This is a genomic window from Pseudomonas sp. NY11955, from assembly GCF_048068035.1.
Lineage (GTDB): Bacteria > Pseudomonadota > Gammaproteobacteria > Pseudomonadales > Pseudomonadaceae > Aquipseudomonas.
In genome coordinates this window covers 458,597-483,995 of record NZ_JBLUPS010000001.1, presented here as the reverse complement: position 1 = coordinate 483,995, position 25,399 = coordinate 458,597, and the positions used below count along the sequence as shown (strand labels likewise).

Genomic DNA, 25,399 nt, shown 5'->3' with positions numbered 1-25,399 from the left:
GACTAGCCTGCTGCGCCCGAGCGCGGCAGGCTTTTCTGTCCCAGACTGCCGGCCACAAGCCCCTAGTTGCAGTCATGGCTGAAACGCTTCAGACTCGAGCCAAGCCGCTATCACGGCGCATGGTGCAAAAACATTCAAAATTGCGACATAAATTTTCAGTGGTGAGACATGAAAATTTGTGGGCATCGCTGTCGCTGTGCAACAATGGTTTTCCATGGCCACCGCAAAAAAGCTGGCGTTTGATCGGCGTGGATGGTAAGTGGTTGTTAAAAAAGAGATTTACCTCCGTTGAGAGGTGAACCTGGTGAGAATGTGTCTATGAAAACAGGTCTGTACCATCCCGAAGAATTCAAGGACAACTGTGGTTTTGGCCTGATCGCCCATATGACGGGCGAACCGAGCCACCACCTTCTGCAAACCGCCATGCAGGCGCTGACTTGCATGACCCACCGCGGCGGCATCAACGCCGACGGCAAGACCGGTGACGGTTGCGGTCTGCTCATGCAGAAGCCCGATCAATTCCTGCGTGCCGTGGCCCAGGAGCACTTTGCCGTCGAACTGCCCAAGCAGTACGCCGTCGGCATGGTGTTCTTCAACCAGGACCCGGTCAAAGCCGAAGCTGCTCGCGCCAACATGGACCGCGAGATCCTTGCTGCCGGCCTGAAGCTGGTCGGCTGGCGCAAAGTGCCAATCGACACCCGCGTGTTGGGCCGCCTGGCCCTGGAGCGCCTGCCGCAGATCGAGCAGGTGTTCATCGGCGGTGAAGGCCTGAGCGATCAGGAATTCGCCATCAAGCTGTTTAGTGCCCGTCGCCGTTCGTCCGTGGCCAACGCCCACGACGCCGACCACTACATCTGCAGCTTCTCGCACAAGACCATCATCTACAAAGGCCTGATGATGCCGCGCGATCTCGCGGCGTTCTATCCAGACCTGGGTGACGAGCGCCTGCAAACCGCGATCTGCGTGTTCCACCAGCGCTTCTCCACCAACACGCTGCCGAAATGGCCGCTGGCGCAGCCGTTCCGCTTCCTCGCCCACAACGGCGAAATCAACACCATCACCGGCAACCGCAACTGGGCCATGGCCCGTCGCACCAAGTTCGCCAACGACCTGATCCCCGACCTCGAAGAGCTCGGCCCGCTGGTCAACCGCGTCGGTTCCGACTCGTCGAGCATGGACAACATGCTGGAGCTGATGGTCACCGGTGGTATCGACCTGTTCCGCGGCGTGCGCATGCTGGTGCCGCCAGCCTGGCAGAACGTCGAGACCATGGACGCCGACCTGCGCGCCTTCTACGAATACAACTCCATGCACATGGAGCCGTGGGACGGCCCGGCCGGTATCGTCATGACCGAAGGCCGCCACGCGGTGTGCCTGCTCGACCGCAACGGCCTGCGCCCGGCGCGCTGGGTGACCACCACCAATGGCTACATCACCATCGCCTCGGAAATCGGCGTATGGGGCTATCAGCCTGAAGAAGTGCTGGCCAAAGGCCGTGTCGGCCCGGGTCAGATCCTGGCAGTGGACACCGAAACCGGCCAGATCCTCGACACCGACGCCATCGACAACCGCCTGAAGTCGCGCCACCCGTACAAGCGCTGGTTGCGTCAGCACGCTACGCGTATCCAGGCGACGCTGACCGACGACCAGGGCGTGGCCAGCTATGATGCTGACCAGCTCAAGCAATACATGAAGATGTTCCAGGTCACCTTCGAGGAGCGTGACCAGGTGCTGCGCCCGCTGGGTGAGCAGGGCCAGGAAGCCGTCGGCTCGATGGGTGACGACACGCCGATGGCCGTGCTGTCGCAGCGCGTGCGTTCGCCGTACGACTTCTTCCGGCAGCAATTCGCCCAGGTGACCAACCCGCCGATCGACCCGCTGCGCGAAGCGATCGTGATGTCGCTGGAAATCTGCCTGGGTGCCGAGCGCAACATCTTCCAGGAGTCCCCGGAGCACGCGTCGCGGGTAATCCTCAGCTCGCCGGTCATCTCGCCCGCCAAGTGGCGCTCGCTGATGAACCTGGAGCGCGAAGGCTTTGACCGTCAGCTGATCGACCTCAACTATGAGCAGAGCGTCGGCCTGGAAGCGGCCATCCGCAACATCGCCGACCAGGCCGAAGAGGCTGTGCGCGCGGGCAAGACCCAGCTGGTGCTGAGCGACCGTTACATTGCCCCAGGCAAGCTGCCGGTGCACGCTTCGCTGGCCGTTGGCGCGGTGCATCACCGCCTGACCGAGCAGGGCCTGCGTTGCGACAGTAACATCCTGGTGGAAACCGCCACCGCCCGTGACCCGCATCACTTCGCCGTGCTGCTGGGCTTCGGTGCCTCGGCCGTTTACCCGTACCTGGCATATGAAGTGCTGGCCGACCTGATCCGTACCGGCGAAGTGCTGGGCGACCTGGACGAAGTGTTCAAGTACTACCGCAAGGGCATCTCCAAGGGCCTGCTGAAGATCCTGTCGAAGATGGGTATCTCCACCATCGCCTCGTACCGCGGCGCCCAGCTGTTCGAAGCTATCGGCCTGGCCGAGGAAGTGGTCGGCCTGAGCTTCAAGGGCGTGTCCAGCCGCATCAAGGGTGCACGCTTCGTAGACCTGGAAAGCGACCAGAAGCTGCTGGCGGCCGAAGCCTGGAGCGCGCGCAAGCCGATCCAGCAAGGTGGCCTGCTGAAGTTCGTCCACGGTGGCGAGTACCACGCTTACAACCCGGACGTGGTCAATACCCTGCAAGCCGCCGTGCAGCAGGGCGACTACGCCAAGTTCAAGGAATACACCGCGCTGGTCGACACTCGCCCGGTGTCGATGATCCGCGACCTATTGAAAGTGAAAGTGGCTGACCAGCCGCTGCCGCTGGAGCAGATCGAGCCGCTGGAGGCCATCCTCAAGCGTTTCGACTCCGCCGGTATCTCGCTGGGTGCCCTGTCGCCGGAAGCCCACGAGGCGCTGGCCGAGGCCATGAACCGCCTGGGTGCGCGTTCCAACTCCGGTGAGGGCGGTGAAGACCCGTCGCGCTACGGGACCATCCGCAGCTCCAAGATCAAGCAGGTGGCCACCGGCCGCTTTGGTGTGACCCCGGAATACCTGGTGAACGCCGAAGTGCTGCAGATCAAGGTTGCCCAGGGTGCCAAGCCCGGTGAGGGCGGCCAGCTGCCAGGCGGCAAGGTCAACGGCCTGATCGCCAAGCTGCGCTACGCGGTGCCGGGTGTGACCCTGATTTCGCCACCGCCGCACCACGACATCTACTCGATCGAAGACCTGGCCCAGCTCATCTACGACCTCAAGCAGGTCAACCCGCAGGCACTGGTTTCGGTCAAGCTGGTGGCGGAAGCTGGCGTAGGCACCATCGCCGCTGGCGTGGCCAAGGCCTATGCCGACCTGATCACCATCTCGGGCTACGACGGTGGTACGGGTGCTTCCCCGCTGACTTCGATCAAGTACGCCGGCGCCCCTTGGGAACTGGGCCTGGCCGAAACCCACCAGACCCTGCGCGGCAACGACCTGCGCGGCAAGGTTCGGGTACAGACCGACGGCGGCCTGAAAACCGGCCTGGACGTGATCAAGGCGGCCATCCTTGGCGCCGAAAGCTTCGGCTTCGGTACCGCGCCAATGATCGCCCTGGGCTGCAAGTACCTGCGCATCTGCCACCTGAACAACTGCGCCACCGGCGTAGCCACCCAGAACGACAAGCTGCGCAAGGACCACTACATCGGCACCGTCGACATGGTGGTCAATTTCTTCACCTTCGTGGCCGAGGAAACCCGTGAGTGGCTGGCCAAGCTGGGCGTGCGCAGCCTGGGCGAACTGATCGGCCGTACCGACCTGCTCGACGTACTGCCAGGCGACACCGAGCGCCAGCAGTACCTCGACCTGTCGCCGCTGCTGGGCAGCTCGCACATTCCGGCTGACAAGCCGCAGTTCTGCGAAGTGGACAAGAACCCACCGTTCGACCAGGGCGAGTTGGCCGAGAAGATGGTGGAAATGGCCATGCCGGCCATCCGCGACCAGGCCGGTGGCGAATTCAACCTCGACATCTGCAACTGCGACCGTTCCATCGGTGCGCGCGTGTCGGGCGAAATCGCCCGCCTGCACGGCAACCAAGGCATGGCTGCGGCGCCGATCACCTTCCGCTTCAAGGGGACAGCGGGCCAGAGCTTCGGCGTGTGGAACGCAGGCGGCCTGAACCTGCACCTGGAAGGCGACGCCAACGACTACGTCGGCAAGGGCATGACCGGTGGCAAGCTCACCATCGTGCCGCCTGCCGGTAGCCCGTTCGAAACCCAGCACAGCGCCATCGTCGGCAACACCTGCCTGTACGGTGCCACTGGCGGCAAGCTGTTTGCCGCGGGTACCGCGGGCGAGCGCTTCGCTGTGCGTAACTCCGGCGCCCACGCTGTTGTCGAGGGCACTGGCGATCACTGCTGTGAATACATGACCGGCGGCTTTGTCTGCGTGCTGGGCAAGACCGGTTACAACTTCGGTTCTGGCATGACTGGCGGCTTCGCCTACGTGCTCGACATGGACAATACCTTCGTCGACAAACTCAACCATGAGCTGGTGGAAATCCAGCGCATCAGTGGTGAGGCGATGGAAGCCTACCGCAGCCACCTGGCGCGGGTCCTTGGCGAGTATGTGGAAGAGACCGGCAGCGAGTGGGGGCGTGAGCTCTCGGAGAACCTGGACGACTACGTGCGGCGCTTCTGGCTGGTGAAGCCAAAGGCAGCCAACCTGAAACAGCTGCTGTCCAGCACCCGTGCCAACCCGCAGTAAGAACAGCTGCAAGTGACGGCCCCGTGCGCGGGGCCCGTCGTGCTCAAGTGATCGTCTTGCAGCTTGCAGCCTGAGGCTGGCAACTGCGGTAAAGAGGTTTTGAAAAATGGCTGAACGTCTGAACAACGACTTCCAGTTCATCGAAGTGGGCCGCAAGGACCCGAAGAAAAAGCTGCTGCGCCAGCGCAAGAAGGAGTTCGTGGAAATCTACGAACCGTTCAAGCCGCAGCAGTCCGTGGAGCAGGCACACCGCTGCCTGGGCTGTGGTAACCCGTATTGCGAGTGGAAGTGCCCGGTGCACAACTTCATCCCCAACTGGTTGAAGCTGGTCTCCGAAGGCAACATCCTGGCGGCGGCGGAGCTGTCGCACCAGACCAACACCCTGCCGGAAGTGTGCGGCCGTGTCTGCCCGCAAGACCGCCTGTGCGAAGGTGCCTGCACCCTGAACGACGGCTTCGGTGCAGTGACCATCGGTTCGGTGGAGAAGTACATCACCGACACCGCCTTCGCCATGGGCTGGCGCCCGGACATGTCCAAGGTCAAGCCAACCGGCAAGCGCGTCGCCATCATCGGCGCCGGCCCGGCCGGCCTGGGCTGCGCCGATGTGCTGGTGCGCGCTGGCGTAACCCCGGTGGTGTTCGACAAGAACCCGGAAATCGGCGGCCTGCTGACCTTCGGTATCCCCGAGTTCAAGCTGGAAAAGACCGTGCTCAGCAACCGCCGCGAAGTCTTCACCGGCATGGGCATCGAGTTCCGCCTGAATACCGAGGTGGGCAAGGACGTGACCATGGAGCAATTGCTCGCCGAGTACGACGCGGTGTTCATGGGCATGGGGACCTACACCTACATGAAAGGCGGCTTCCCGGGCGAGGACCTGCCGGGCGTGCATGACGCGCTGGACTTCCTGATCGCCAACGTCAACCGCAACCTGGGCTTCGAGAAGTCGCCGGAAGACTTCGTCGACATGCAGGGCAAGAAGGTGGTGGTACTGGGCGGTGGCGACACCGCGATGGACTGCAACCGCACTTCGATCCGCCAGGGCGCCAAGGCAGTGACCTGTGCGTATCGCCGTGACGAAGCCAACATGCCAGGTTCGCGCAAAGAGGTTAAAAACGCCAAGGAAGAGGGCGTGAAGTTCCTCTACAACCGCCAGCCCATCGCCATTGTCGGCGAGGACAAGGTCGAAGGCGTGAAAGTGGTCGAGACTCGCCTGGGTGAGCCGGATGCCCGTGGCCGCCGCAGCCCTGAGCCGATCCCAGGTTCCGAAGAGATACTGCCGGCCGATGCCGTGGTGATCGCCTTCGGCTTCCGCCCGAGCCCGGCGCCGTGGTTCGAGCAGCACGGCATCCAGCTGGACAGCCAGGGCCGCGTGGTGGCACCGGAGAAGGGCAAGTTCAAGCACCAGACCAGCAACCCGAAAGTGTTCGCCGGTGGCGACATGGTGCGCGGTTCGGACCTGGTGGTGACGGCGATCTTCGAGGGGCGTACTGCTGCTGAAGGCATCCTGGACTATCTGGAAGTCTGATCCGGCCTATTCGCGGGCAAGCCCGCTCCCACAGGTTTGGCGTATAACCTGTGGGAGCGGGCTTGCCCGCGAATCTTTTGTATACAAAAACGCTTGATCTGTGGCATCCAATAGACAAAACGCATGGCCATGGCCGTGCCTTTTGCGCTGGCGTCTGAGAAAATGCCCGCACTATTTTTCCGGATGCCGACATGACTGCCCTGAAGAACGATCGTTTCCTGCGTGCACTGCTCAAGCAACCCGTAGACGTCACCCCGGTATGGATGATGCGCCAGGCCGGCCGCTACCTGCCGGAGTACCGCGCCAGCCGCGCCAAGGCCGGCGACTTCATGAGCCTGTGCATGAACCCGCAGTTCGCCTGCGAGGTCACCCTGCAGCCGCTGGACCGCTACCCGCTGGACGCAGCGATCCTGTTCTCGGACATCCTCACCATCCCCGATGCCATGGGCCTGGGCCTGTACTTCGAAACCGGTGAAGGCCCGCGTTTCAAGAAGGTCATCAGCACCCCGGCCGACATCGAGGCTCTGCCGATCCCCGACCCGCAGAAAGATCTCGGCTACGTGATGGACGCGGTCAGCACCATTCGCCGTGAGCTCAATGGCCGCGTGCCGCTGATCGGTTTCTCCGGCAGCCCGTGGACCCTGGCCACCTACATGGTCGAAGGCGGATCGTCGAAGGACTTCCGCAAGACCAAGGCCATGGCCTACGACAACCCGCAAGCCCTGCACCTGCTGCTGGACAAGCTGGCCCAGTCGGTGACCAGCTACCTGAACGGCCAGATCCTGGCCGGCGCCCAAGCTGTGCAAATTTTCGACACCTGGGGCGGCAACCTGTCGGCGGCGGCCTACCAGGAATTCTCCCTGGCCTACATGCGCAAGATCGTCAGTGGCCTGATCCGCGAGCACGAAGGGCGCAAGGTGCCGGTCATCCTGTTCACCAAGAACGGTGGCCTGTGGCTGGAAAGCATCGCCGAAGCTGGCGCCGACGCGCTGGGCCTGGACTGGACCTGCGAGATCGGCGACGCCCGCCGCCGCGTAGGTGACAAAGTGGCACTGCAAGGCAACATGGACCCAACCGTGCTGTACGCCAAGCCCGAGGCCATCCGCCAGGAAGTGGCGCGCATTCTGGCCAGCTACGGCCATGGCACTGGCCACGTGTTCAACCTGGGCCACGGCATTACCCCGGAGGTCGACCCGGAACACGCGGGTGTGTTCATCAACGCCGTGCATGAGCTGTCGGCGCAGTACCATCAGTGAACTGATCACTGAAACGCAAAGCCCGGCCATGTGCCGGGCTTTTTGTTGCATTAAGTTTTAATTCAGCGAACGTCGTTAATCTGGTCCCATCGAAACCGAAACAGGACCCGATCCTCATGAAAATCCGTTACCTCGCTCTCATCCTTGCCCCGCTTTTCAGTACTGCCGCTTTTGCCGCTGGCTATACCGGCCCTGGCGCCCAGTCGGTCACAACCGTCGCTGCTGCCAACGACGCTGCCGATGACACCCCGGTTGTGCTGCAGGGCTTCGTGACCAAGAAGATCAATAACGACGACAAGTACGAATTCAAGGACAACACCGGCACCATCACCGTTGAAATCGACGATGAAGACCTGCCGCCGACGCCGTTCAACGACAAGACCAAGGTCAAGCTGACCGGTGAGGTGGAGAAGCACCTGATGAGCCGGGAAGTGGATGTGGATATTGTCGAGATCATCAACTGATCCGAGGGCCTCTTCGCGGGCGCGCCCGCGAAGGCTTCACACCGATTTGGGCGGTAACTTGCTCAAGTGCACTGCCACCACCAACGCCACCGCCAGCAAGCTGCCAATGAACAGCCCGATCCCGTTCCAGCCCCACTGGTGCCAGAACACCCCGCCCGCCGTACCGGCCACGCTGGACCCTGCGTAATAGCTGAACAGGTACAGCGACGAGGCCTGCCCCTTGGCCTTCAGCGCCCTGCGCCCGATCCAGCTACTGGCCACCGAGTGCGCACCGAAGAAGCCGAAGGTGAACACCAGCATGCCTACGATCACCATCGGCAGCGGGCTGGCCAAAGTCATCAGCAAGCCCCCCGCCATCACCAGGATACTGGCCCAGAACACTTTGCGCCGGCCCAGCTTGTCAGCCAGCGCGCCGACCTGTGCCGAACTGTAGATCCCCGACAGGTACACCACCGACAGCAAGCCCACCAGCGCCTGGTTCATGTGGTAAGGCTCGGCCAGCAAGCGATAGCCGATGTAGTTGAACAGGGTGACGAAGGCCCCCATCAGCAGGAATGCTTCAAGGAACAGCCAGGGCAGGCCGGCATCCTTGAAGTGCATGACAAAGCCGTCCAGCAGGCTGCGCGGGTTCATCGTCTGCGGGCGAAAATTGCGCGATTCCGGCAGCACCTTCCAGAACACCAGCGCGGCCAGCAGTGCCAGGCCGCCAATGGTCAGCATCGCCGTGTGCCAGCTGACGAAGTCGATCAATACGCCGGTGATGAGCCGCCCGCTCATGCCGCCAATCGCGTTGCCGCCAATGTACAGGCCCATGGCCAGGCCAATGTGTTGCGGGTGGATCTCTTCGCTCAGGTAGGTCATGGCCACCGCCGCCAAGCCGCTCAACGACAGGCCGACCAACGCGCGGGTGGCCAGTACCAGCTCCCAGCTCGGCATCACGGCGCTGGCCAGGGTGGAAAGGGCGGCGCAGACCAGGGCAAAGACCATCACCGGCTTGCGTCCGATGCGGTCAGACACCGGGCCGGTGATCAGCAGGCCGAACGCCAGCATGGCAGTGGACACCGACAGCACCAGGCTGCTTTGCGCCGCGTTGATGGCAAATTCCTTGGACAGTAGCGGCATCATCGGCTGTACGCAGTACAGCAGGGCGAAGGTGGCGAAGCCGCCGCTGAACAGGGCCAGCACGGTCTTCATGAAGGCGGGGGTGCCTTTTTCGATCCACATGTCGTTCAGGGTGGCAGGTTCGGGCTCGGCGGGAAGGGGGGCTACAGCAGTTTTCACGGGCGGGTACCTCTGGCGCAATGAAAAAAAAGCATATAGCCGGCTAATGATTAGATCCAATATATTGTTCGACCTATTTAAGATGTTTTGCGACCTGTTCGGAGCCCCTCATGGAACTGCGCCATCTGCGTTACTTCATCGCCGTCGCCGAAGAGCTGCACTTTGGCCGCGCTGCTCAGCAACTGGGCATTTCGCAGCCACCTTTGAGCCAGCAAATCCAGGCGCTGGAGCAAGAGCTGGGGGCGCGTCTGTTCGAGCGGACCAACCGTCGTGTCGAGCTGAGCGAGGCGGGGCGGCTGTTCCTCGAAGAGGCCCGGCAGGTGCTGGCGCAGGTAGAAAAGGCGGCAGATGTGGCCCGGCGTGCGCAACTGGGTGAGCTGGGCGAGATGAAGATCGGCTTTACCTCGTCGGCACCGTTCACTTCGAAGATCCCCAAGGCGATTCACGCCTTTCGCCAGCGCTTCCCGGCGGTGCACCTGAACCTCAAGGAAATGAGCAGCCGCGATGTTGCCGAAGGGGTGTTCGACGAGTCCATCGAAGTGGGGCTGATGCGGCCGATGCCGTTGCCGGAAGGGTTGCTGGCCACTGAGTTGTTCCGCGAGCCGCTGGTGGCGGTGATCAATGCTTCACATCCGCTGGCCGAGGGCACTGAACAGGGTGTGTACATGGCGGCCCTGGCCCATGAGCCGTTCGTGTTCTTCCCGCGCAGTTATGGCAGCGGCTTGCATGCGCAGTTGCTGAGCCTGGCCCGACAGGCCGGGTTCAGCCCGCACTTTGCCCAGGAGGCGGGGGAGGCAATGACCATCATCGGCCTGGTGTCGGCAGGGCTGGGGGTGTCGGTGTTGCCGGCGTCGTTCCAGCGCATGCGCATCGAGGGCGTGGTGTACCGCACGCTGCTGGACGAAGGGGCGATGTCGGCGGTGTGGCTGGTGCAGCGCGAGCGCGGAAACTCGGTGATGGCCAAGGCATTTGCCGAGCTGTTGACAGGGCAGGTGGTCGGCCAGGGCTGATACAGGGCAAATGGCACTGGCCATTGCCGCAGTGCCGCCACATACTCGGGCATTCGTTGAAACACGGAGGTCAATCATGCGGCGCGTGGTGTTCAATCAGAAAGGTGGCGTGGGCAAGTCGAGCATTGCCTGCAACCTGGCGGCGGTCAGTGCCAATGAAGGCTATCGGACCCTGTTGATCGACCTGGATGCCCAGGCCAACTCGACCCAGTACCTCACCGGCCTCACCGGCGAGGACATCCCCATGGGTATTGCCGATTTCTTCAAGCAAAGCCTGTCCAGCGGGCCGTTCAGCAAGAAGAACAAGGTCGATATCTACGAAACCCCGTTCGATAACCTGCACGTGGTCACCGCCACGGCCGAGCTGGCCGACCTGCAGCCCAAGCTTGAGGCCAAGCACAAGATCAACAAGCTGCGTAAGTTGCTCGACGAGCTGGACGAGGACTACGAGCGTATTTACATCGATACCCCGCCAGCGCTGAACTTCTACGCGGTTTCGGCGCTGATCGCTGCCGACCGTGTGCTGATCCCGTTCGACTGCGACAGTTTCTCACGCCAGGCCCTGTATGGCCTGTTGGCCGAGATCGAAGAGCTCAAGGAAGACCACAACGAAGACCTGTTGGTCGAAGGCATCGTGGTCAACCAGTTCCAGTCCCGTGCCAGCCTGCCGCAGCAGATGCTCGACGAGTTGCTGGCCGAAGGCTTGCCGGTGCTGCCGGTGTACCTGGGCAGCTCGGTGAAGATGCGTGAATCGCACCACGCCAGCCTGCCGCTGATTCACCTGGAGCCAAAGCACAAGCTGACGCAGCAGTTTGTGGAGTTGCATTCGCTGCTTGAAGAGAACGCTTAGTGCATAGGCACGCAAGTGTAAGGGTTGGTTTTTGTGGTGGGGCGGGTATCGAGCGCCGCCCGCGCGGCGCATCGCGAGCAAGCTCGCTCCTACATTTGTTTCGGGCCAGTTATGCCTGTGACAGGCGCGCGCGACCGCCTGGTTTGTACGACGCGATATCGCGCCAGGCGCCAAAGCGTTCGCGCGCAATTCCCACAGGAACAATTGGCCCGAAACAAATGTAGGAGCGAGCTTGCTCGCGATGCGCCGCGCGGGCGGCGCTCGATATTGCAGGCGCCACACCTCTCAAGACGAACCCTTGTTGGCGGTGAGGTAGTCAGGCCTGGAGGCAGAACGGTATGAGGAAACTAATCCTTCCATCTCTGACGTTCTCTAAACCCCTTGGCTCCGCACCCACTCCAGCAACGACTGGAGTGGAAACGCCCCAGCCTGACGGCTGACTTCGCGGCCATTCTTGAACAGCAGCAGGCTAGGGATCGAGCGGATGCCCAGTTGCCCGGCCAAGTTGCGGTTCGCTTCGCTATCGAGCTTGGCCAGGCGGCAGCGGCCAGCGAGTTGGCGGGCGGCCTGTTCGAAGGTGGGGGCGAATGACTTGCACGGGCCGCACCAGTCGGCCCAGATGTCGACCAGCAATGGCAGGTCACCTTTGATCTGGCTGGCGTAGCTGGCTTCGGTGAGCTCGAAGGGGGTGCTCAGCAGCACGTCCTGTTTGCAGCGGCCGCATTTCGGCGCATCGCCCAGGCGCTCGGCGGGCAGGCGGTTGAGGCCGTTGCAGTGGGGGCAGGGGATTACCAGTGGGTCGGACATTTCAGTTCCTTGTGTTGTTTGCCAGGGCGCTATCGCCGGTCGCGCACTCATCAATCAAGAAGAGCAGCTGATTTCCAGATGCTTGCCCCACTCCGGCGGCCGCTCGGCGTAGGCCTGCATCCCGGGCTGTTCCTCAAAGGGTGTGGTCAGCACCTGGTGCAGCCGCCGCACTTCACTGTAATCCCCCGCTTCGGCCGCTTCGATGGCTTTCTGCGCCAGGTAGTTGCGCAGCACGTACAGCGGGTTCACCGCATGCATTCGCTCACGGCGGCCTTCGGCATTGGCGGGTTCGCGCGCGCAGCGGGCCAGGTAGTCTGCACCCCAGGCATCGAAGCCGGCCAGGTCGATGAAGTCGTCGCGTACCACCCTCAGCGCCTCGGCCACCGGTTGTTCGCCCAGTTTGCGGAAGAACAGGTTGTAGTCCACGCCACCGCTCTGCATGCGTTGCAGCAAGCGCTCGACCAGTGCCATGTCGTCGTCCTCGGCAGTGGTCAGGCCCAGGCGCCGGCGCATCAGGTCCAGGTAATGGGCCTGGTACAGCGGCAGGAACAGCCCCAGTGCCTCCTTCAGTGGCTCCACCTCGATCACCGTGGTCAGGGCCTGGGCCAACGCGCTGAGGTTCCAGTGGGCGATGGGCACCTGGTTGGCGTAGCTGTAGCGGCCTCGGTCGTCGGAGTGGTTGCAGATGAAGTTGGCATCGAAGTCGTCGAGGAAGGCATACGGGCCGAAGTCGAAGGTGATGCCGAGGATCGACATGTTGTCGGTGTTCATCACCCCGTGGCAGAAGCCATACGCCTGCCAGCGCGCGATCAGTTCGGCATTGCGCTCGACGATGGTGCGGAACATGGCCAGGTAAGGTTGTTCGGCATCACGGCATTCGGGGTAGTGCTGCTCCAGCACATGGTCGATCAGTAGGCGCTGCTGTTCCGGCTGCTTGGTGTAGTAGAAGTACTCGAAATGACCGAAGCGCACGTGGCTCTGTGCCAGGCGTGTGAGCATGGCGGCGCTTTCGCGGGTTTCGCGCCATACCGGGGTGCTGGAGCCGATCACGCACAATGCCCGGCTGGTGGCGATGCCCAGCGCATGGAGTGCTTCGCTGGCGAGGAACTCACGGATCGATGAGCGCAGCACGGCGCGGCCGTCGCCCATGCGCGAGTACGGGGTCTGGCCGGCGCCTTTGAGGTGCAGGTCCCAGTGCTCGCCTTTGTCGTTCAGTACCTCGGCCAGCAGCAGGCCACGGCCGTCGCCCAGGCGTGGGTTGTACGAGCCGAACTGGTGGCCGGAATAGACCATCGCCCGAGGGTCGGCCTGTTCCCACAGCTTGTGGCCGCTGAACAGCTCGGCGAACACTGGCAGGTCGGCCTGAGCGGGGTCGAGGTCGAGCAGGGCCATGGCCGACTCGCTTGCAACTACCAGGCGCGGGTCTGCGATGGGCTCAGGCAGCACCTGGGTGGAGAACGCGTCGCCCAGGCGGGCGAAGCGATTGTCGAAGCTGAGTTGGTCGAGGGCTTTCACGGGCCGGCTCCTGAGATAGATTGACTGGGGCCGCTTTGCGGCCCTTCGCGGGCACGCCCGCTCCCACCCTTGTAGGAGCGGGCGTGCCCGCGAACGAGGGCGAAGCCCTTGCAGGGTATTGGCACAGGATAAAGTATTCGAGCCTGCTTAGGCCGGCGCAGTGCCATCCGGCTTGGGTTGCTCCAGCGGAATCAGCTGCTGTTTGCCGCCCTTCTGGTCCATCAGGAACACCTCGACCTGGCGTACCGAGATCTTGATGTTATGGGCCTTGAACTCGCGATTGATGTAGCGGTTGATCTCGTCCAGCGTCGGGTTGCGGTCGCCCAGGTCACGTACGTGCATGCGCAGTTCGTGGTCCAGCGAGCTTTCGCCGAAGTTGAGGAAGTACACGATCGGTTCCGGGTCCTTGAGTACCCGTGGGTTCTCATGCGCACCCTTGAGCAGCAGCTCGCGCACCAGATCGAGGTCGGAGCCGTAGTCGATGCCCAGCTTCAGCGTTACCCGGGTGACCGTGTCGGTCAGCGACCAGTTGATCAGCTGGCCGGTGATGAAGGTCTTGTTGGGGACGATGATGTCCTTGCGATCGAAGTCGGTGATGGTGGTGGCGCGGATGCGGATCTTGCTCACCGTGCCCGACAGGTTGCCGATGGTGATGGTGTCGCCAATCCGCACTGGGCGCTCGAACAGGATCATGATGCCGGAGATGAAGTTGGCGAAGATTTCCTGCATGCCAAAGCCCAGTCCCACCGACAGCGCGGCCACCAGCCATTGCAGCTTGTCCCAGCTTACCCCCAGGGTCGACAGGGTGCTGACGATGCCGATGCCGACAATGGTGTACGACAACAGCGTGGTGGTGGCGTAGGCACTGCCCTGGGCCAGGTTCAGGCGTGACAGCACCAGCACTTCCAGCAGGCCTGGCAAGTTGCCGGCCAGGGCGAAGGTGATGCCGACGATCACCAGCGCACCCAGCAGGTCGCCGAGGCTGATCGGCACCATGCTGGCGGCCGCACCGGTGCCGCTGGTGTATTCGTACAGGACAAAGTTGTTGAGGTAGGCGAACACTGAGATCAGGTCCGACCACACCCAGTACAGGCCGGCGATGAAACCACCGAGCAGGGCCAGGCGGATCAGGCGCAGCGACTGCTGGTTGACCTGTTCGATGTCCAGCGTTGGCTCTTCGGTGATCACTTCGCCATCCAGCCCTTCCTTGGCCGCCGCACGCTTGCTCAGCGCACGCTGGTAGGCCAGGCGCCGCGCCGCTACCGACAGGCCCCGCACGAACGCGGCTTCGATCACCAGCCAGAACAGCAGCAGGTACAGGGTGTAGATCAACCGGTCGGTGAGCTTCAGCGCGGTGTAGTAGTAGCCGAAGCACACGGCAACGAACAGGGCGATGGGCAGGGCGGTGAACGCTACGCCCACAGCCCTGCGGAACAGCGAGGTGTCGCGGTGCGCGGGGCTGCTGAGCAGCAGGCGGCTGAGCAGCCAGGCCATCAGCGCATAGCAGGTCAGCACCACGCCGATGCCCAGCACGTCGTCGGCCAGCGCCGACGGCTGGTGCTCGGCCACCGCCACCACGCCGACCAGCGCCAGCACCACGGTGCCCAGGCGGCGTACCCAGCCGCGCAGGAACTCGACCTGTGGCTTGTGCCAGCGGAAGTGAATTTCCGCCACGCCACCGGGGGCGAGAATGCGGTAGGCGGTGTAGAACACCAGCCAGGCCTGGGCCAGTTGCCAGAGTGCGGCGCCCAGGTTGGCGTTCTGCCCGCGGGCGTCGATCTGCAGGGCGTAGCTGCACAGCGCCAGGCCAAGGCTGACCGGCATCGCCAGAAGGATATTGATCAGGATCGCCTGGGGCGTGTGCCACTGGCTGTCACGGCGGAAATGGCCAATGTCCTGGTGCACCTTGCCCAGCCGTTGGTACAAGTATTTGCGTCGCCACAGCAGGGCGCCGATCACCAGCAGCAGTGGCAGAAACAGCAAGGGGCGCTGGCTGAGGCCGTCGGCCAGCTCTTTCAGGCCCGAGCCCCACGGCAGGTTGGCGACCTGGTCGGCCAGGCGCTCTGGCACATACCGCAGCCAGTCCCAGTCCAGTGGTTTGTTGCTGGGAATCCAGAACATCTGTTCGTCGAGGGTGGTGCGCAGGCTCTGCGCGGTGCCCAGCAGCTGCTTCTGGTTGAGTTGCAGGGTGATCGATTCGTTGAGCAGGGCCGACAGCTCGCGGTTCAGCCGTTCCAGCAGGTCGCTGCGGGTGATGGCCACCTCCAGCAGGGCCTTGCGCAGCTGCGGGGTCACCTCTTCCTGCGGTTGCGCGGCCAGCAGCTTGTCGACGTAGGTGACCGGGCTGCTCATTTGTTCGCGTTGCTGGTTGACCTCGAACTGGTACAGGCGGGTGTCGGCGATCTGATCGGCCAGGTCGCGGTCGACTTTCAGGTGCGGCAGGGTCTGCTTCTGCTTGTAGAGGATCTTCGACAGCAAAAGGCTGCCCTTGAGCACGTTGATCTGCTCGTCAAGCGCCTGGTCGGCCTGGGTCAGGCTGTCGAGCTGCTGCTTGGTGCGCAGGTTCTGCTGGGTCAACTCGTTGAGGCGGTCGGTGCTCTTGAGCAGGTAGTCGGAGAGCTTGAGGTTGACCGCGCTCTCGGTGGCCAGCAGGCTGCTGCCGCCGGCTTTCTGGGCCTCGATCGACTGCTGGGTGACTGCCTCCTGGGATTGCGCCAGGCGCTTGTCGTTGATCAGCGTCTGCAGGTCCTGGATTTCCTGCTCCAGGCGCGCTGCGCGCTCGATCAGCAGGTCGTGACGCGCATTGCCGAGGTCTTGCAGCAGGCTGTTGCCGGCCAGTTCCTGGCGGCGCAGCAGGGTCAGGGCGTTGAGCGAGGCCAACTCGGCGTTGAGCTGGTTGCGCTGGTCGACGTTGATGGATTTGCCGCCATCCTTGCCGGTTTTAAGGATGTTGTTGATCTGCTGGGTGCGGGTCTGGCTGCTGCTGATTTCGGCTTGGGCGCGCTCTGGCCGGGTTTGCGAGTTGATGATCAGGCTGTTGGCTTCGGACAGCGCCTTCTGCAACTCGCCCTGCTGGGTGTTGCGTTCGCTGAGCATCTGCTCGAGCTGCGGTACCGTCAGCGTGGCGTAACGCTGCGCGACAGGCTGGGCTTTGCTTTCCTTGAGCCTGGCCAGCTCTTTCTGGCTGTCGCTGGTCTCCTTGGGGGCACCGGTCAGCTGCTGCTTCAGTGCGGCCAGCTTCTTCTCGTTGTCTTCCTTGGCCGCAAGCAAGCTCAAGGTTTGTTCGAGCACTTGCTGCAAGGCCTTCTGGTCCGCCTCGGGCAGCTTGCGCTCGGCGATCTTGTCGAGGCTGTTCTGGATGCTGGCGGTGGTCGGGGCTTCTGCCGCGTAGGCGGCAAAAGGAAGAGACAGGCACAGCCCGAGCAGGGCTGTGCGAAGGTACACGCGCAGGGACATAGGCAGGCTACTTGTGGATCCGGCAGAAACGAAGTTTAGAGGAACAATCCTGGTCCGGGTCGCGTTCCTTCGGGGAATCTGACGCCTACTTTCTGGATCTTGTTCCCGTCCATGGTGGCCACGGTCCAGATCGTGCCATGCCATTCGACCTGGTCACCCACTACTGGAGCGCCTCCGACCTTCTGTCGGATGAACTGCGCCAGCGGCATTTTCGCGTCCAGGCCGTCGAGTTTCAGGCCGTACAACGCCGCCACCGCACCCAGTTCGGCATCGCCTTCGAGGACGAAGTCGCCGAAGAAGCGCAGGTCCAGGCCACGCTGCGGGGCCTGGCTGAACAGTTTGCCCAGGGCTGGCAGGTTGTGCTCGTGGCCGATCACGCAAAGCATGTCGCCGACTTCCAGCACGGTACTGCCCGACGGGTGCAGCAGCTGTTCGTTGCGGAACAGGGCGGCAATGCGCGTGCCCTCGGGCATTTTCAACTCGCGCAAGGCGGCCCCGATGCACCATTTTTCGGCACCCAGGCGGTACACGAACAGCTCCCACTCGCTGGTGACGTGCACTTCCAGGGCGGAGCGGGAGATCGGTGCCGGGTCTGGCGGTACGGTCACTTTCAGCAGCTTGGCCATCCACGGCAGGCTGGTACCTTGTACCAGCAGCGACACCAGCACGATGAAGAACGCCAGGTTGAAGAACAGCTGGGCGTCCGGCAGGCCGGCCATCAGCGGGAACACCGCCAGAATGATCGGGACCGCGCCGCGCAGGCCAACCCAGGAAATGAAGCCCTTTTCGCGGCCATGGAAGGCCTTGAACGGCAGCAGGGCGGCGACCACCGACAGTGGCCGCGCCACCAGAATCATCCACAGCGCCAGGCCCAGCGCCGGCAGGGCGATGGGCAGCAGGTCGTGTGGCGTGACCAGCAGCCCCAGCACCAGGAACATGCCGATCTGGGCCAGCCAGGCCATGCCGTCGAGCATATGCAGGATGCCATGGCGGCTACGGATCGGCTTGTTGCCCAGCACCAGGCCGCACAGGTACACGGCGAGGAAGCCGCTGCCGTGCAAGGCGTTGGTCAGCGAGAACACCACCAGGCCGCCGGCAACCACCAGAATCGGGTACAGGCCGCCGGCCAGGTTGATGCGGTTGACCAGTTGCAGCATCAGCCAGCCGCCACCCAGGCCCAGCAGCCCGCCGATGCCGAACTCGCGCAGCAAGTGGCCCAGCAGGCTCCAGTGCAGGCCTGTCTGGCCGCTGGCGATCATGTCGATCAGGGTGACGGTGAGGAATACCGCCATCGGGTCGTTGCTGCCTGACTCGATCTCCAGGGTGGCGGTAACCCGCTCGTTCAGGCCTTTGCCTCCGAGCAGCGAAAACACCGCGGCGGCATCGGTGGACCCCACGATGGCGCCAATCAGCAGGCCCTGGATCAGGCTCAGGTTGAACAGCCAGGCAGCGACCAGGCCGGTGAGGGCGGTGGTGATCATGACCCCGACCGTGGCCAGCGACAGCGCCGGCCACAGCGCCACGCGGAAGCTTGCCACCCGTGTGCGCAGGCCACCGTCGAGCAGGATTACGGCCAGTGCCAGGTTGCCCACCAGGTAGGCGGTGGGGTAGTTGTTGAAGATGATGCCGCCACCATCGACGCCGGCGACCATGCCGACGGCGAGGATGATGACCAGAATAGGGATGCCCAGGCGCGACGACAGCGAACTGACCAGGATACTTGCGCCCACCAGCAATGCGCCGATCAGGAACAGGCTGTTGATGGTGCTTGCATCCAAAGGCAGGTACTCCGGGACAACGGGCGGGAGAGGGCTTGATAGCGTGTCGCTAGCAGGTCGCGTGCCAATCGATTCTAACCTGATGAATTGGCAGCATGTAAAGCGTTTCTGCAGATGTAAAAAAGGCACCGCGGTGGGTGCCTTTTCTTGTGTTGCCTGGGCGGACCTCTTCGCAGCGCAAGGCTGCTCCTACAGGGGGACGTGCATGCCCTGTAGGAGCAGCCTTGCGCTGCGAATGGGCCGCAAAGCGGCCCCAGGGTTTATCAGCCCTGTTTCACCTCCCGCATCGGCTTGCCCTTCACCGGTGCATCACCCGCCACATAGTACTTGGCGGTGCTGCGCGGCAAAGGCTTGCGGCCACGGATCTTGTCCGAAATCTTCTCGGCGATCATGATCGTGGTGGCGTTGAGGTTGCCGGTGATGATCAGCGGCATGATCGACGCATCGACCACACGCAGGCCCTTCATGCCATGCACGCGGCCTTCGCCATCGACCACGGCCATGTCGTCGGTGCCCATCTTGCACGAGCAGGACGGGTGGAAGGCGGTTTCGGCGTGCTCGCGGATGAATTTGTCCAGTTCTTCATCGGTTTGCACATGGGCGCCCGGGCTGATTTCGCGGCCACGGTACGGGTCCAGCGCCGGCTGGGCCATGATTTCGCGGGTCAGGCGGATGCCGTCGCGGAATTCTTGCCAGTCCTGCTCGGTGGACATGTAGTTGAACAGGATGCTCGGGTGTTGGCGCGGGTTCTTCGACTTGGCCTGGATGCGGCCACGGGCCGGCGAGCGCATGGAACCCATGTGCGCCTGGAAACCGTGCTCTTTCACGCCATTGGAGCCGTTGTAGTTAATGGCCACTGGCAGGAAGTGGTACTGAATGTTCGGCCACTTGAATTCAGGACGGGTACGGATGAAACCACCGGCCTCGAACTGGTTGCTGGCGCCGATGCCGGTGCCGTTGAACATCCACTCGGCACCGATGGCCGGCTGGTTCCACCACAGCAGCGATGGGTACAGCGACACGGGTTGAGTGCAGGCGTACTGCAGGTACAGTTCCAGGTGGTCCTGCAGGTTTTCACCAACGCCCGGCAGGTCGTGCACAACCGGGATGTCGAGGCTTTCCAGCAGGGCGCGTGGGCCAACGCCGGAGCGTTGCAGCAACTGCGGCGAGGCGATGGCGCCGGAGCTGACGATCACTTCCTTGCGGGCACGGGCTTCAACACGCTCTTCGCTGTCGCCGACCAGGTAGGTCACGCCAACGGCGCGTTTACCGTCGAACAGTACGCGGTCGCTCAGGGCGTGGGTAACGATGGTCAGGTTCGGGCGTTTCTTGGCCTGGTCCAGGTAACCACGGGCGGTGCTGGAACGGCGGCCGTTCTTGGTCACCGAGCGGTCCATCGGGCCGAAGCCTTCCTGCTGGTAGCCGTTGAGGTCTTCAGTGCGCGGGTAACCGGCTTGTACGCCGGCTTCGACCATGGCGTGGAACAGCGGGTTGTTGCCAGCCTTAGGGGTGGCGACGCTGACCGGGCCTTCGCCACCGTGGTAGTCGTTCGGGCCGATGTCGCGGGTTTCGGCTTTGCGGAAGTACGGCAGGCAGTCCAGGTAGGTCCAGTCTTGCAGGCCTGGCAGTTCTGCCCAGCCGTCGAAGTCCATGGCGTTGCCGCGGATGTAGCACATGCCGTTGATCAGCGAAGAGCCGCCCAGGCCCTTGCCGCGGCCGCATTCCATGCGGCGGCCGTCCATGTACGGCTCCGGGTCGGTCTCGTAGGCCCAGTTGTAGCGGCGGCCCTGCAGCGGGAAGGCCAGGGCGGCTGGCATCTGGGTGCGGAAGTCGAAGCGGTAGTCGGGGCCACCGGCTTCAAGCAGCAGGACGGTGACGCCGGCGTCTTCGGTCAGGCGGGTAGCCAGGGTGTTACCGGCCGAACCGGCACCGACGATGATGTAATCGAATTCTTGGGACATGAAAGTACCCTCGTGTTGGCGGTGATCAGGGAGCGGGAGCGCCCGTGCACAGCGGCACGGGCGTGGCTAGACAGGGTTTAGAAAACCGAGTTGTAGCCGCCCAGCTCGACCTGGACCGACTTGATGCGAGTGTATTGAGCCAGCGAGCTGACGCCGTTTTCACGGCCGACGCCCGACTGCTTGTAGCCACCCACCGGCATTTCGGCCGGCGATTCACCCCAGGCGTTGATCCAGCAGATACCGGCTTCGAGCTTGTGGATGATGCGGTGGGCGCGGGTGATGTCGTTGGTGCAGACACCGGCGGCCAGGCCGTATTCGGTGTCGTTGGCGCGACGGATCACTTCTTCTTCGGTTTCGTAGGTGAGGATGCTCATCACCGGGCCGAAGATTTCTTCCTTGACGATGGTCATGTCGTCGGTGCAATCGGTGAACACGGTCGGCGCAACGAAAGCGCCCTTGGCGAAATCACCGGCAGTCAGACGCTCGCCGCCGCACAGGACGCGGGCACCTTCTGCTTTACCCTTGGCGATGTAGCCCAGCACGTTTTCCATGTGCGGGAAGCTGACCAGCGGGCCGAAGTTGGTGTTTTCGTCTTCCGGGTTGCCAACGCGGATGCGGGCAACGCGCTCGGCGATCTTGGCTTCGAAGGCAGCCTTCATTTCGGCCGGGATGAACACGCGGGTGCCGTTGGTGCACACCTGGCCCGAGCTGTAGAAGTTGGCCATCATGGCGATGTCGGCGGCCTTGTCCAGGTCGGCGTCGGCGCAGATGATCAGTGGCGACTTGCCACCCAGTTCCATGGTCACTTCCTTCAGCGAAGAGCTGGAGGCGCTGGCCATGACTTTCTTGCCGGTGGTGGTGCCGCCGGTGAACGAGACTTTTTCGATGCGCGGGTGCTCGGTCAGCCAAGTGCCGACTTCACGGCCACTGCCGGTCAACACGTTGAACACGCCATTCGGCAGGCCGGCTTCGGTGTAGATCTCGGCCAGTTTCAGGGTGGTCAGCGAGGTGACTTCCGACGGCTTGAAGATCATCGCGTTGCCGGCGGCCAGGGCCGGGGCGGACTTCCACAGGGCGATCTGGATCGGGTAGTTCCAGGCGCCGATACCCACGGTCACGCCCAGCGGCTCGCGGCGGGTGTAGACGAAGGACGATTCGCGCAGCGGGATCTGCTCGCCTTCGATGGCCGGTACCAGGCCTGCGTAGTATTCCAGCACGTCGGCGCCGGTGACGATATCGACGTAGCGGGTTTCCGAGTACGACTTGCCGGTGTCCAGGGTTTCCAGCATGGCCAGCTCGTCGTTGCGCTCGCGCAGGATGTCGACGGCGCGGCGCAGGATGCGCGAACGCTGCATGGCGGTCATCGCAGCCCAGACTTTCTGGCCACGCTCGGCGCTTTCCACGGCCTTCTCGACGTCAGCCTCGGTAGCACGCTGTACGTGGGCGAGGACTTCGCCGGTGGCCGGGTTGATGGCTTCGAAGGTGGCATCGCTGCCAGCGTCGACGTAAGCGCCATCAATGTAGAGTTTTTGCGTTCCGAAACGGGCCATAGTGTCCTCGCAAGTGCAGTGTGTGGTTTGGCTTGCGCGTCACGCTCCTGCCGGGTTGGCAAGGGCCGTGCGCGCTTGGTCAGCAGCCTGGTCGGTTGTGCCCAGGGTGTGCTGCTTAGCCAGTTGTAGATCCATGTATTCGTAAGCAATCCGTATTGCCTGGTCGGTGTCGAATGCATCACCCGACAGGGCGCCACGCAGCCACAAGCCGTCGATCAGGGCTGCCAGGCCACGGGCTGCCTTGCGCGCATGGTAGAGCGGCAGGGTGCGGCGGAACTGGCAGCACAGGTTGGAATACAAGCGGTGGTCGTTGATCCGCTGCAACCTGTGCAAATCGGGCTGGTGCATGCTGGAAGCCCAGAAGGCCAACCAGGTTTTCATTGCCGGGCCGTTCACCTGGCTGGCATCGAAGTTGCCCTCGATGATCACTTTCAGGTGGGCGCGCGGGCTGTCGTCCGTCAGGGCCTGGCGACGTGCTCGAACGCCTTCGTTGAGCATGTTCATGATGTAACCCATCGTCGCTGCGATCAGGCCGTTCTTGTCCCGAAAGTAGTGACTGATGATGCCGTTCGACACACCGGCCAAACGGGCAATCAGCGCAATGCTGGCGTCCCCCAGACCGACCTGATCGACCGCCTGCAACGTGGCTTCGATCAACTGCTGGCGGCGGATGGGTTGCATACCGACCTTGGGCATCTTGCTATCTCCTCAGGCCTGCGAGCAGACGACAGGCGGCTGACTCGGCGAAGGCCAGTCTATTTTGTTTTGATTGAACGTTCAATCAATAAAGAATAAGCTCTGCGACAATTTGTGCCATTGACAGTTTTTCAGGCGGTCGAGAAGGCACGGATTGACACCCCAGGAAATCGCGTAACCCCCGGAATACAAGGCGTTGACGGGCATGAGCGATGCGAAATGCAGATTCTGCCGTACGGTCATTGGCCCTGCGGCAGGCCCTTGGAGCGGGCGGGGTGATCTGTGACGAATGCGCGCACCTCAGTTGAGGCGTGGCATTTTCAGCAGGCCACCTGTCTGTTTTTTTGCAACGTATCGATTCGGGATCACGGTTTCCAGGGTGCTTTTATAACACCTGACGCAGTGGGGATATTCCACCAATTGCTCGGGAAAGACTGATTAGCCTCCACAGCCGTACTGCCCGGAGCATTCGTGCAATGAGTTCTGCCTCACTTACCAAGCCCCCCGCCGAGAGGGTACGGGTCAACCGCGTGGTGTTCTTCACCTCCGCGCTGATGATCCTTGTTCTGACTGCCTTGTTGATCGCTGTACCCGAAACCGCGGGCCAAGTGCTGGGCGTGGCCCAGAAATGGCTGACGCGTACCTTTGGCTGGTACTACATGCTGGTCATCTGCGGCTACCTGCTGTTCGTCGTCTACCTGGCGTTCTCCGACTACGGCAGCCTCAAGCTGGGTGGCAAGGACGACCAGCCTGACTTCAGCTATGGCGCCTGGGCCGGCATGCTGTTTTCGTCCGGTATCGGTATTTCGCTGCTGTACTTCGGCGCCTCCGAGCCGCTGGACCACTACTTCAACCCCCCGGAAGGCACTCCGGCCAGCCTCGAAGCCGCGCGCCAGGGCCTGCAGCTGACCTTCCTGCACTGGGGCCTGCATGGCTGGGCAATCTATGCCCTGGTCGGCCTGGCCGTGGGCTACTTCGCCTACCGCCACAACCAGCCACTGGCCCTGCGCTCGGCGCTCTACCCACTGGTCGGCGAGCGTTGGGTCAAGGGCGCTGCCGGCAACGCCGTCGACATCTTTGGCATGTTCGTCACCCTGCTGGGCCTGGTGACCAACCTGGGCATCGGCTCGATGCAGGTGTCCTCGGGCCTGGAATACCTGTTCGGCATGGACCACAGCAAGACCAACCTGCTGGTGGTGATTCTGGTCATGGCCGGTGTGGCCACCGTGGCTGCGGTCTCGGGTGTGGAAAACGGCATTCGCCGCCTGTCCAACCTGAACATCATGCTGTTCAGCGGCCTGCTGATCTTCGTGCTGCTGGGCGGCGAAACCCTGCACCTGCTCAACGGCTTCGTGCAGAACATCGGTGACTACCTGAACGGCATCGTGCTGAAAACCTTCGACCTCTATGTGTATGAAGGCGAAGCCGGCAAGTCCGAGCGCTGGCTGGGCCTGTGGACCGTGTTCTACTGGGCCTGGTGGATCTCCTGGGGCCCGTTCGTCGGCATGTTCATTGCCCGCATCTCCAAGGGCCGCACCGTGCGCCAATTGGTGATGGGCGTACTGCTGATCCCGCTGGGCTTCACCCTGGCCTGGCTGTCGATCTTCGGCAACACCGCACTGGACTTGGTGATCAACCAGGGCGCCGTGGAACTGGGCAAGACCGCGCTGGAACAGCCGTCGATGTCGATCTACCAGTTGCTGGAATACTTCCCGGCGGCCAAGGTCGTGATCGGTGTGGCAGTGTTCGTCGGCTTCGTGCTGTTCCTCACCCCGGCCGACTCCGGTGCGGTGATGATGGCCAACCTGTCGTGCAAAGGCGGCAAGGTCGACGAAGACGCCCCGCACTGGATGGTGGTGTTCTGGTCGGTGGTCATCACCCTGGTCACCATCGGCCTGTTGTTTGCCGGCAACTTCGAAGCCATGCAGACCATGGTGGTGCTGGCGGGCCTGCCGTTCTCGGTGGTGCTGGTGCTGTTCATGTTCGGCCTGTACAAGGCCATGAAGCAGGACGTGGCAGTCGAGCAGGAGCGCGCCGAGCTGGCCGCCCGTGGCCGCCGCGGCTTCAGCGAACGCCTGACCCAGCTGGAGCTGCAGCCGACCCAGGCCGTGGTGCAGCGCTTCATGGACAAGCAGGTTACCCCGGCGCTCAAGGAAGCTGCCGCGCAGCTGCAGACCCTGGGCTTCGAGGTGGAAACCCGCGTTGGCCAGTCGCGCAACATGATGGGCCTGCGAGTGATGATGGAGGAGGGCAACCCCTTCGTTTACGAAGTGAGCCTGGACGGCTACATGGCCGCACCTAGCGAAGCACCGGTGGAGGGCGAACCGGAAGTACGCCAGCGCTTCTACCGTGCCGAGGTGTACCTGCACGATGGCAGCCAGGAGTACGACCTGATGGGCTTCGCGCCCGAGCAGATCGTGCGTGACGTGCTGGACCAGTTCGAAAGCCACCGCCAGTTGCTGGGGCGTGTGTACAGCTGAGCCAGA

The 25,399-nt window shown here is 63.0% G+C and carries 15 protein-coding genes; 7 read left to right on the top strand and 8 right to left on the bottom strand.

What is annotated here, in order from left to right:
• The first annotated feature begins 318 nt into the window (after nt 1-318).
• From gltB to ACNFBR_RS02080, 4 genes are all read left to right on the top strand, one after another.
• The gene (gltB, locus tag ACNFBR_RS02095; protein ID WP_416733475.1) at nt 319-4,764 is read left to right on the top strand and encodes a glutamate synthase large subunit; all 4,446 of its coding nucleotides are present in this window, start codon (nt 319-321) and stop codon (nt 4,762-4,764) included.
• Nucleotides 4,765-4,870: 106 nt separating this feature from the next.
• Entirely contained in the window at nt 4,871-6,289 is a 1,419-nt protein-coding gene (locus tag ACNFBR_RS02090) for an FAD-dependent oxidoreductase (protein ID WP_003249156.1), read from the top strand.
• Between the two features lie 191 nt (nt 6,290-6,480).
• Entirely contained in the window at nt 6,481-7,545 is a 1,065-nt protein-coding gene (hemE, locus tag ACNFBR_RS02085) for a uroporphyrinogen decarboxylase (protein ID WP_051099567.1), read from the top strand.
• A gap of 116 nt (nt 7,546-7,661) precedes the next feature.
• A complete protein-coding gene (locus ACNFBR_RS02080; protein WP_416733474.1) occupies nt 7,662-8,009 on the top strand; it encodes a YgiW/YdeI family stress tolerance OB fold protein in 348 nt (115 codons plus the stop codon).
• 36 nt (nt 8,010-8,045) lie between these two features.
• Here the strand turns inward: ACNFBR_RS02080 and ACNFBR_RS02075 are convergent, their stop codons facing one another.
• Nucleotides 8,046-9,233 carry an MFS transporter gene (locus ACNFBR_RS02075; RefSeq protein ID WP_416733611.1) on the bottom strand — a complete coding sequence of 396 codons (1,188 nt, stop codon included), beginning with the start codon at nt 9,231-9,233 and terminating at the stop codon, nt 8,046-8,048.
• A gap of 167 nt (nt 9,234-9,400) precedes the next feature.
• Between ACNFBR_RS02075 and ACNFBR_RS02070 the strand changes: the two genes are divergently transcribed.
• Together ACNFBR_RS02070 and ACNFBR_RS02065 are read left to right on the top strand one after the other, a co-directional pair.
• Nucleotides 9,401-10,300: a LysR substrate-binding domain-containing protein gene (locus tag ACNFBR_RS02070; RefSeq protein WP_416733473.1), complete on the top strand. Its 900-nt coding sequence runs from the start codon at nt 9,401-9,403 to the stop codon at nt 10,298-10,300.
• Between the two features lie 76 nt (nt 10,301-10,376).
• Nucleotides 10,377-11,150: a ParA family protein gene (locus tag ACNFBR_RS02065; RefSeq protein WP_416733472.1), complete on the top strand. Its 774-nt coding sequence runs from the start codon at nt 10,377-10,379 to the stop codon at nt 11,148-11,150.
• A gap of 372 nt (nt 11,151-11,522) precedes the next feature.
• Here ACNFBR_RS02065 and trxC read toward each other — a convergent pair whose 3' ends face one another.
• The 7 genes from trxC to betI form a co-directional block, all read right to left on the bottom strand.
• Nucleotides 11,523-11,957 carry a thioredoxin TrxC gene (gene trxC, locus ACNFBR_RS02060; RefSeq protein ID WP_016712483.1) on the bottom strand — a complete coding sequence of 145 codons (435 nt, stop codon included), beginning with the start codon at nt 11,955-11,957 and terminating at the stop codon, nt 11,523-11,525.
• Nucleotides 11,958-12,011: 54 nt separating this feature from the next.
• Entirely contained in the window at nt 12,012-13,472 is a 1,461-nt protein-coding gene (gene selO, locus ACNFBR_RS02055; RefSeq protein ID WP_416733471.1) for a protein adenylyltransferase SelO, read from the bottom strand.
• Between the two features lie 147 nt (nt 13,473-13,619).
• Nucleotides 13,620-16,928, bottom strand: coding sequence for a mechanosensitive channel MscK (gene mscK / locus ACNFBR_RS02050; RefSeq protein WP_416733470.1), 3,309 nt, complete (start codon nt 16,926-16,928; stop codon nt 13,620-13,622).
• A gap of 35 nt (nt 16,929-16,963) precedes the next feature.
• Nucleotides 16,964-18,706 (bottom strand): potassium/proton antiporter, encoded by a 1,743-nt coding sequence (locus tag ACNFBR_RS02045; protein WP_012274619.1) that lies wholly within the window; start codon nt 18,704-18,706, stop codon nt 16,964-16,966.
• A 263-nt stretch (nt 18,707-18,969) separates the two neighbouring features.
• Nucleotides 18,970-20,667: a choline dehydrogenase gene (betA, locus tag ACNFBR_RS02040; protein WP_416733469.1), complete on the bottom strand. Its 1,698-nt coding sequence runs from the start codon at nt 20,665-20,667 to the stop codon at nt 18,970-18,972.
• A gap of 77 nt (nt 20,668-20,744) precedes the next feature.
• On the bottom strand, nt 20,745-22,217 hold the full coding sequence (gene betB / locus ACNFBR_RS02035; protein ID WP_416733468.1) for a betaine-aldehyde dehydrogenase: 1,473 nt from the start codon (nt 22,215-22,217) through the stop codon (nt 20,745-20,747).
• A 39-nt stretch (nt 22,218-22,256) separates the two neighbouring features.
• Complete coding sequence (gene betI, locus ACNFBR_RS02030) at nt 22,257-22,913, bottom strand: transcriptional regulator BetI (protein ID WP_416733467.1); 657 nt, start codon at nt 22,911-22,913, stop codon at nt 22,257-22,259.
• A 476-nt stretch (nt 22,914-23,389) separates the two neighbouring features.
• Here betI and ACNFBR_RS02025 point away from each other — a divergent pair, with 476 nt between their 5' ends.
• Nucleotides 23,390-25,393: a BCCT family transporter gene (locus tag ACNFBR_RS02025; RefSeq protein WP_416733466.1), complete on the top strand. Its 2,004-nt coding sequence runs from the start codon at nt 23,390-23,392 to the stop codon at nt 25,391-25,393.
• Nucleotides 25,394-25,399 lie beyond the last annotated feature (6 nt).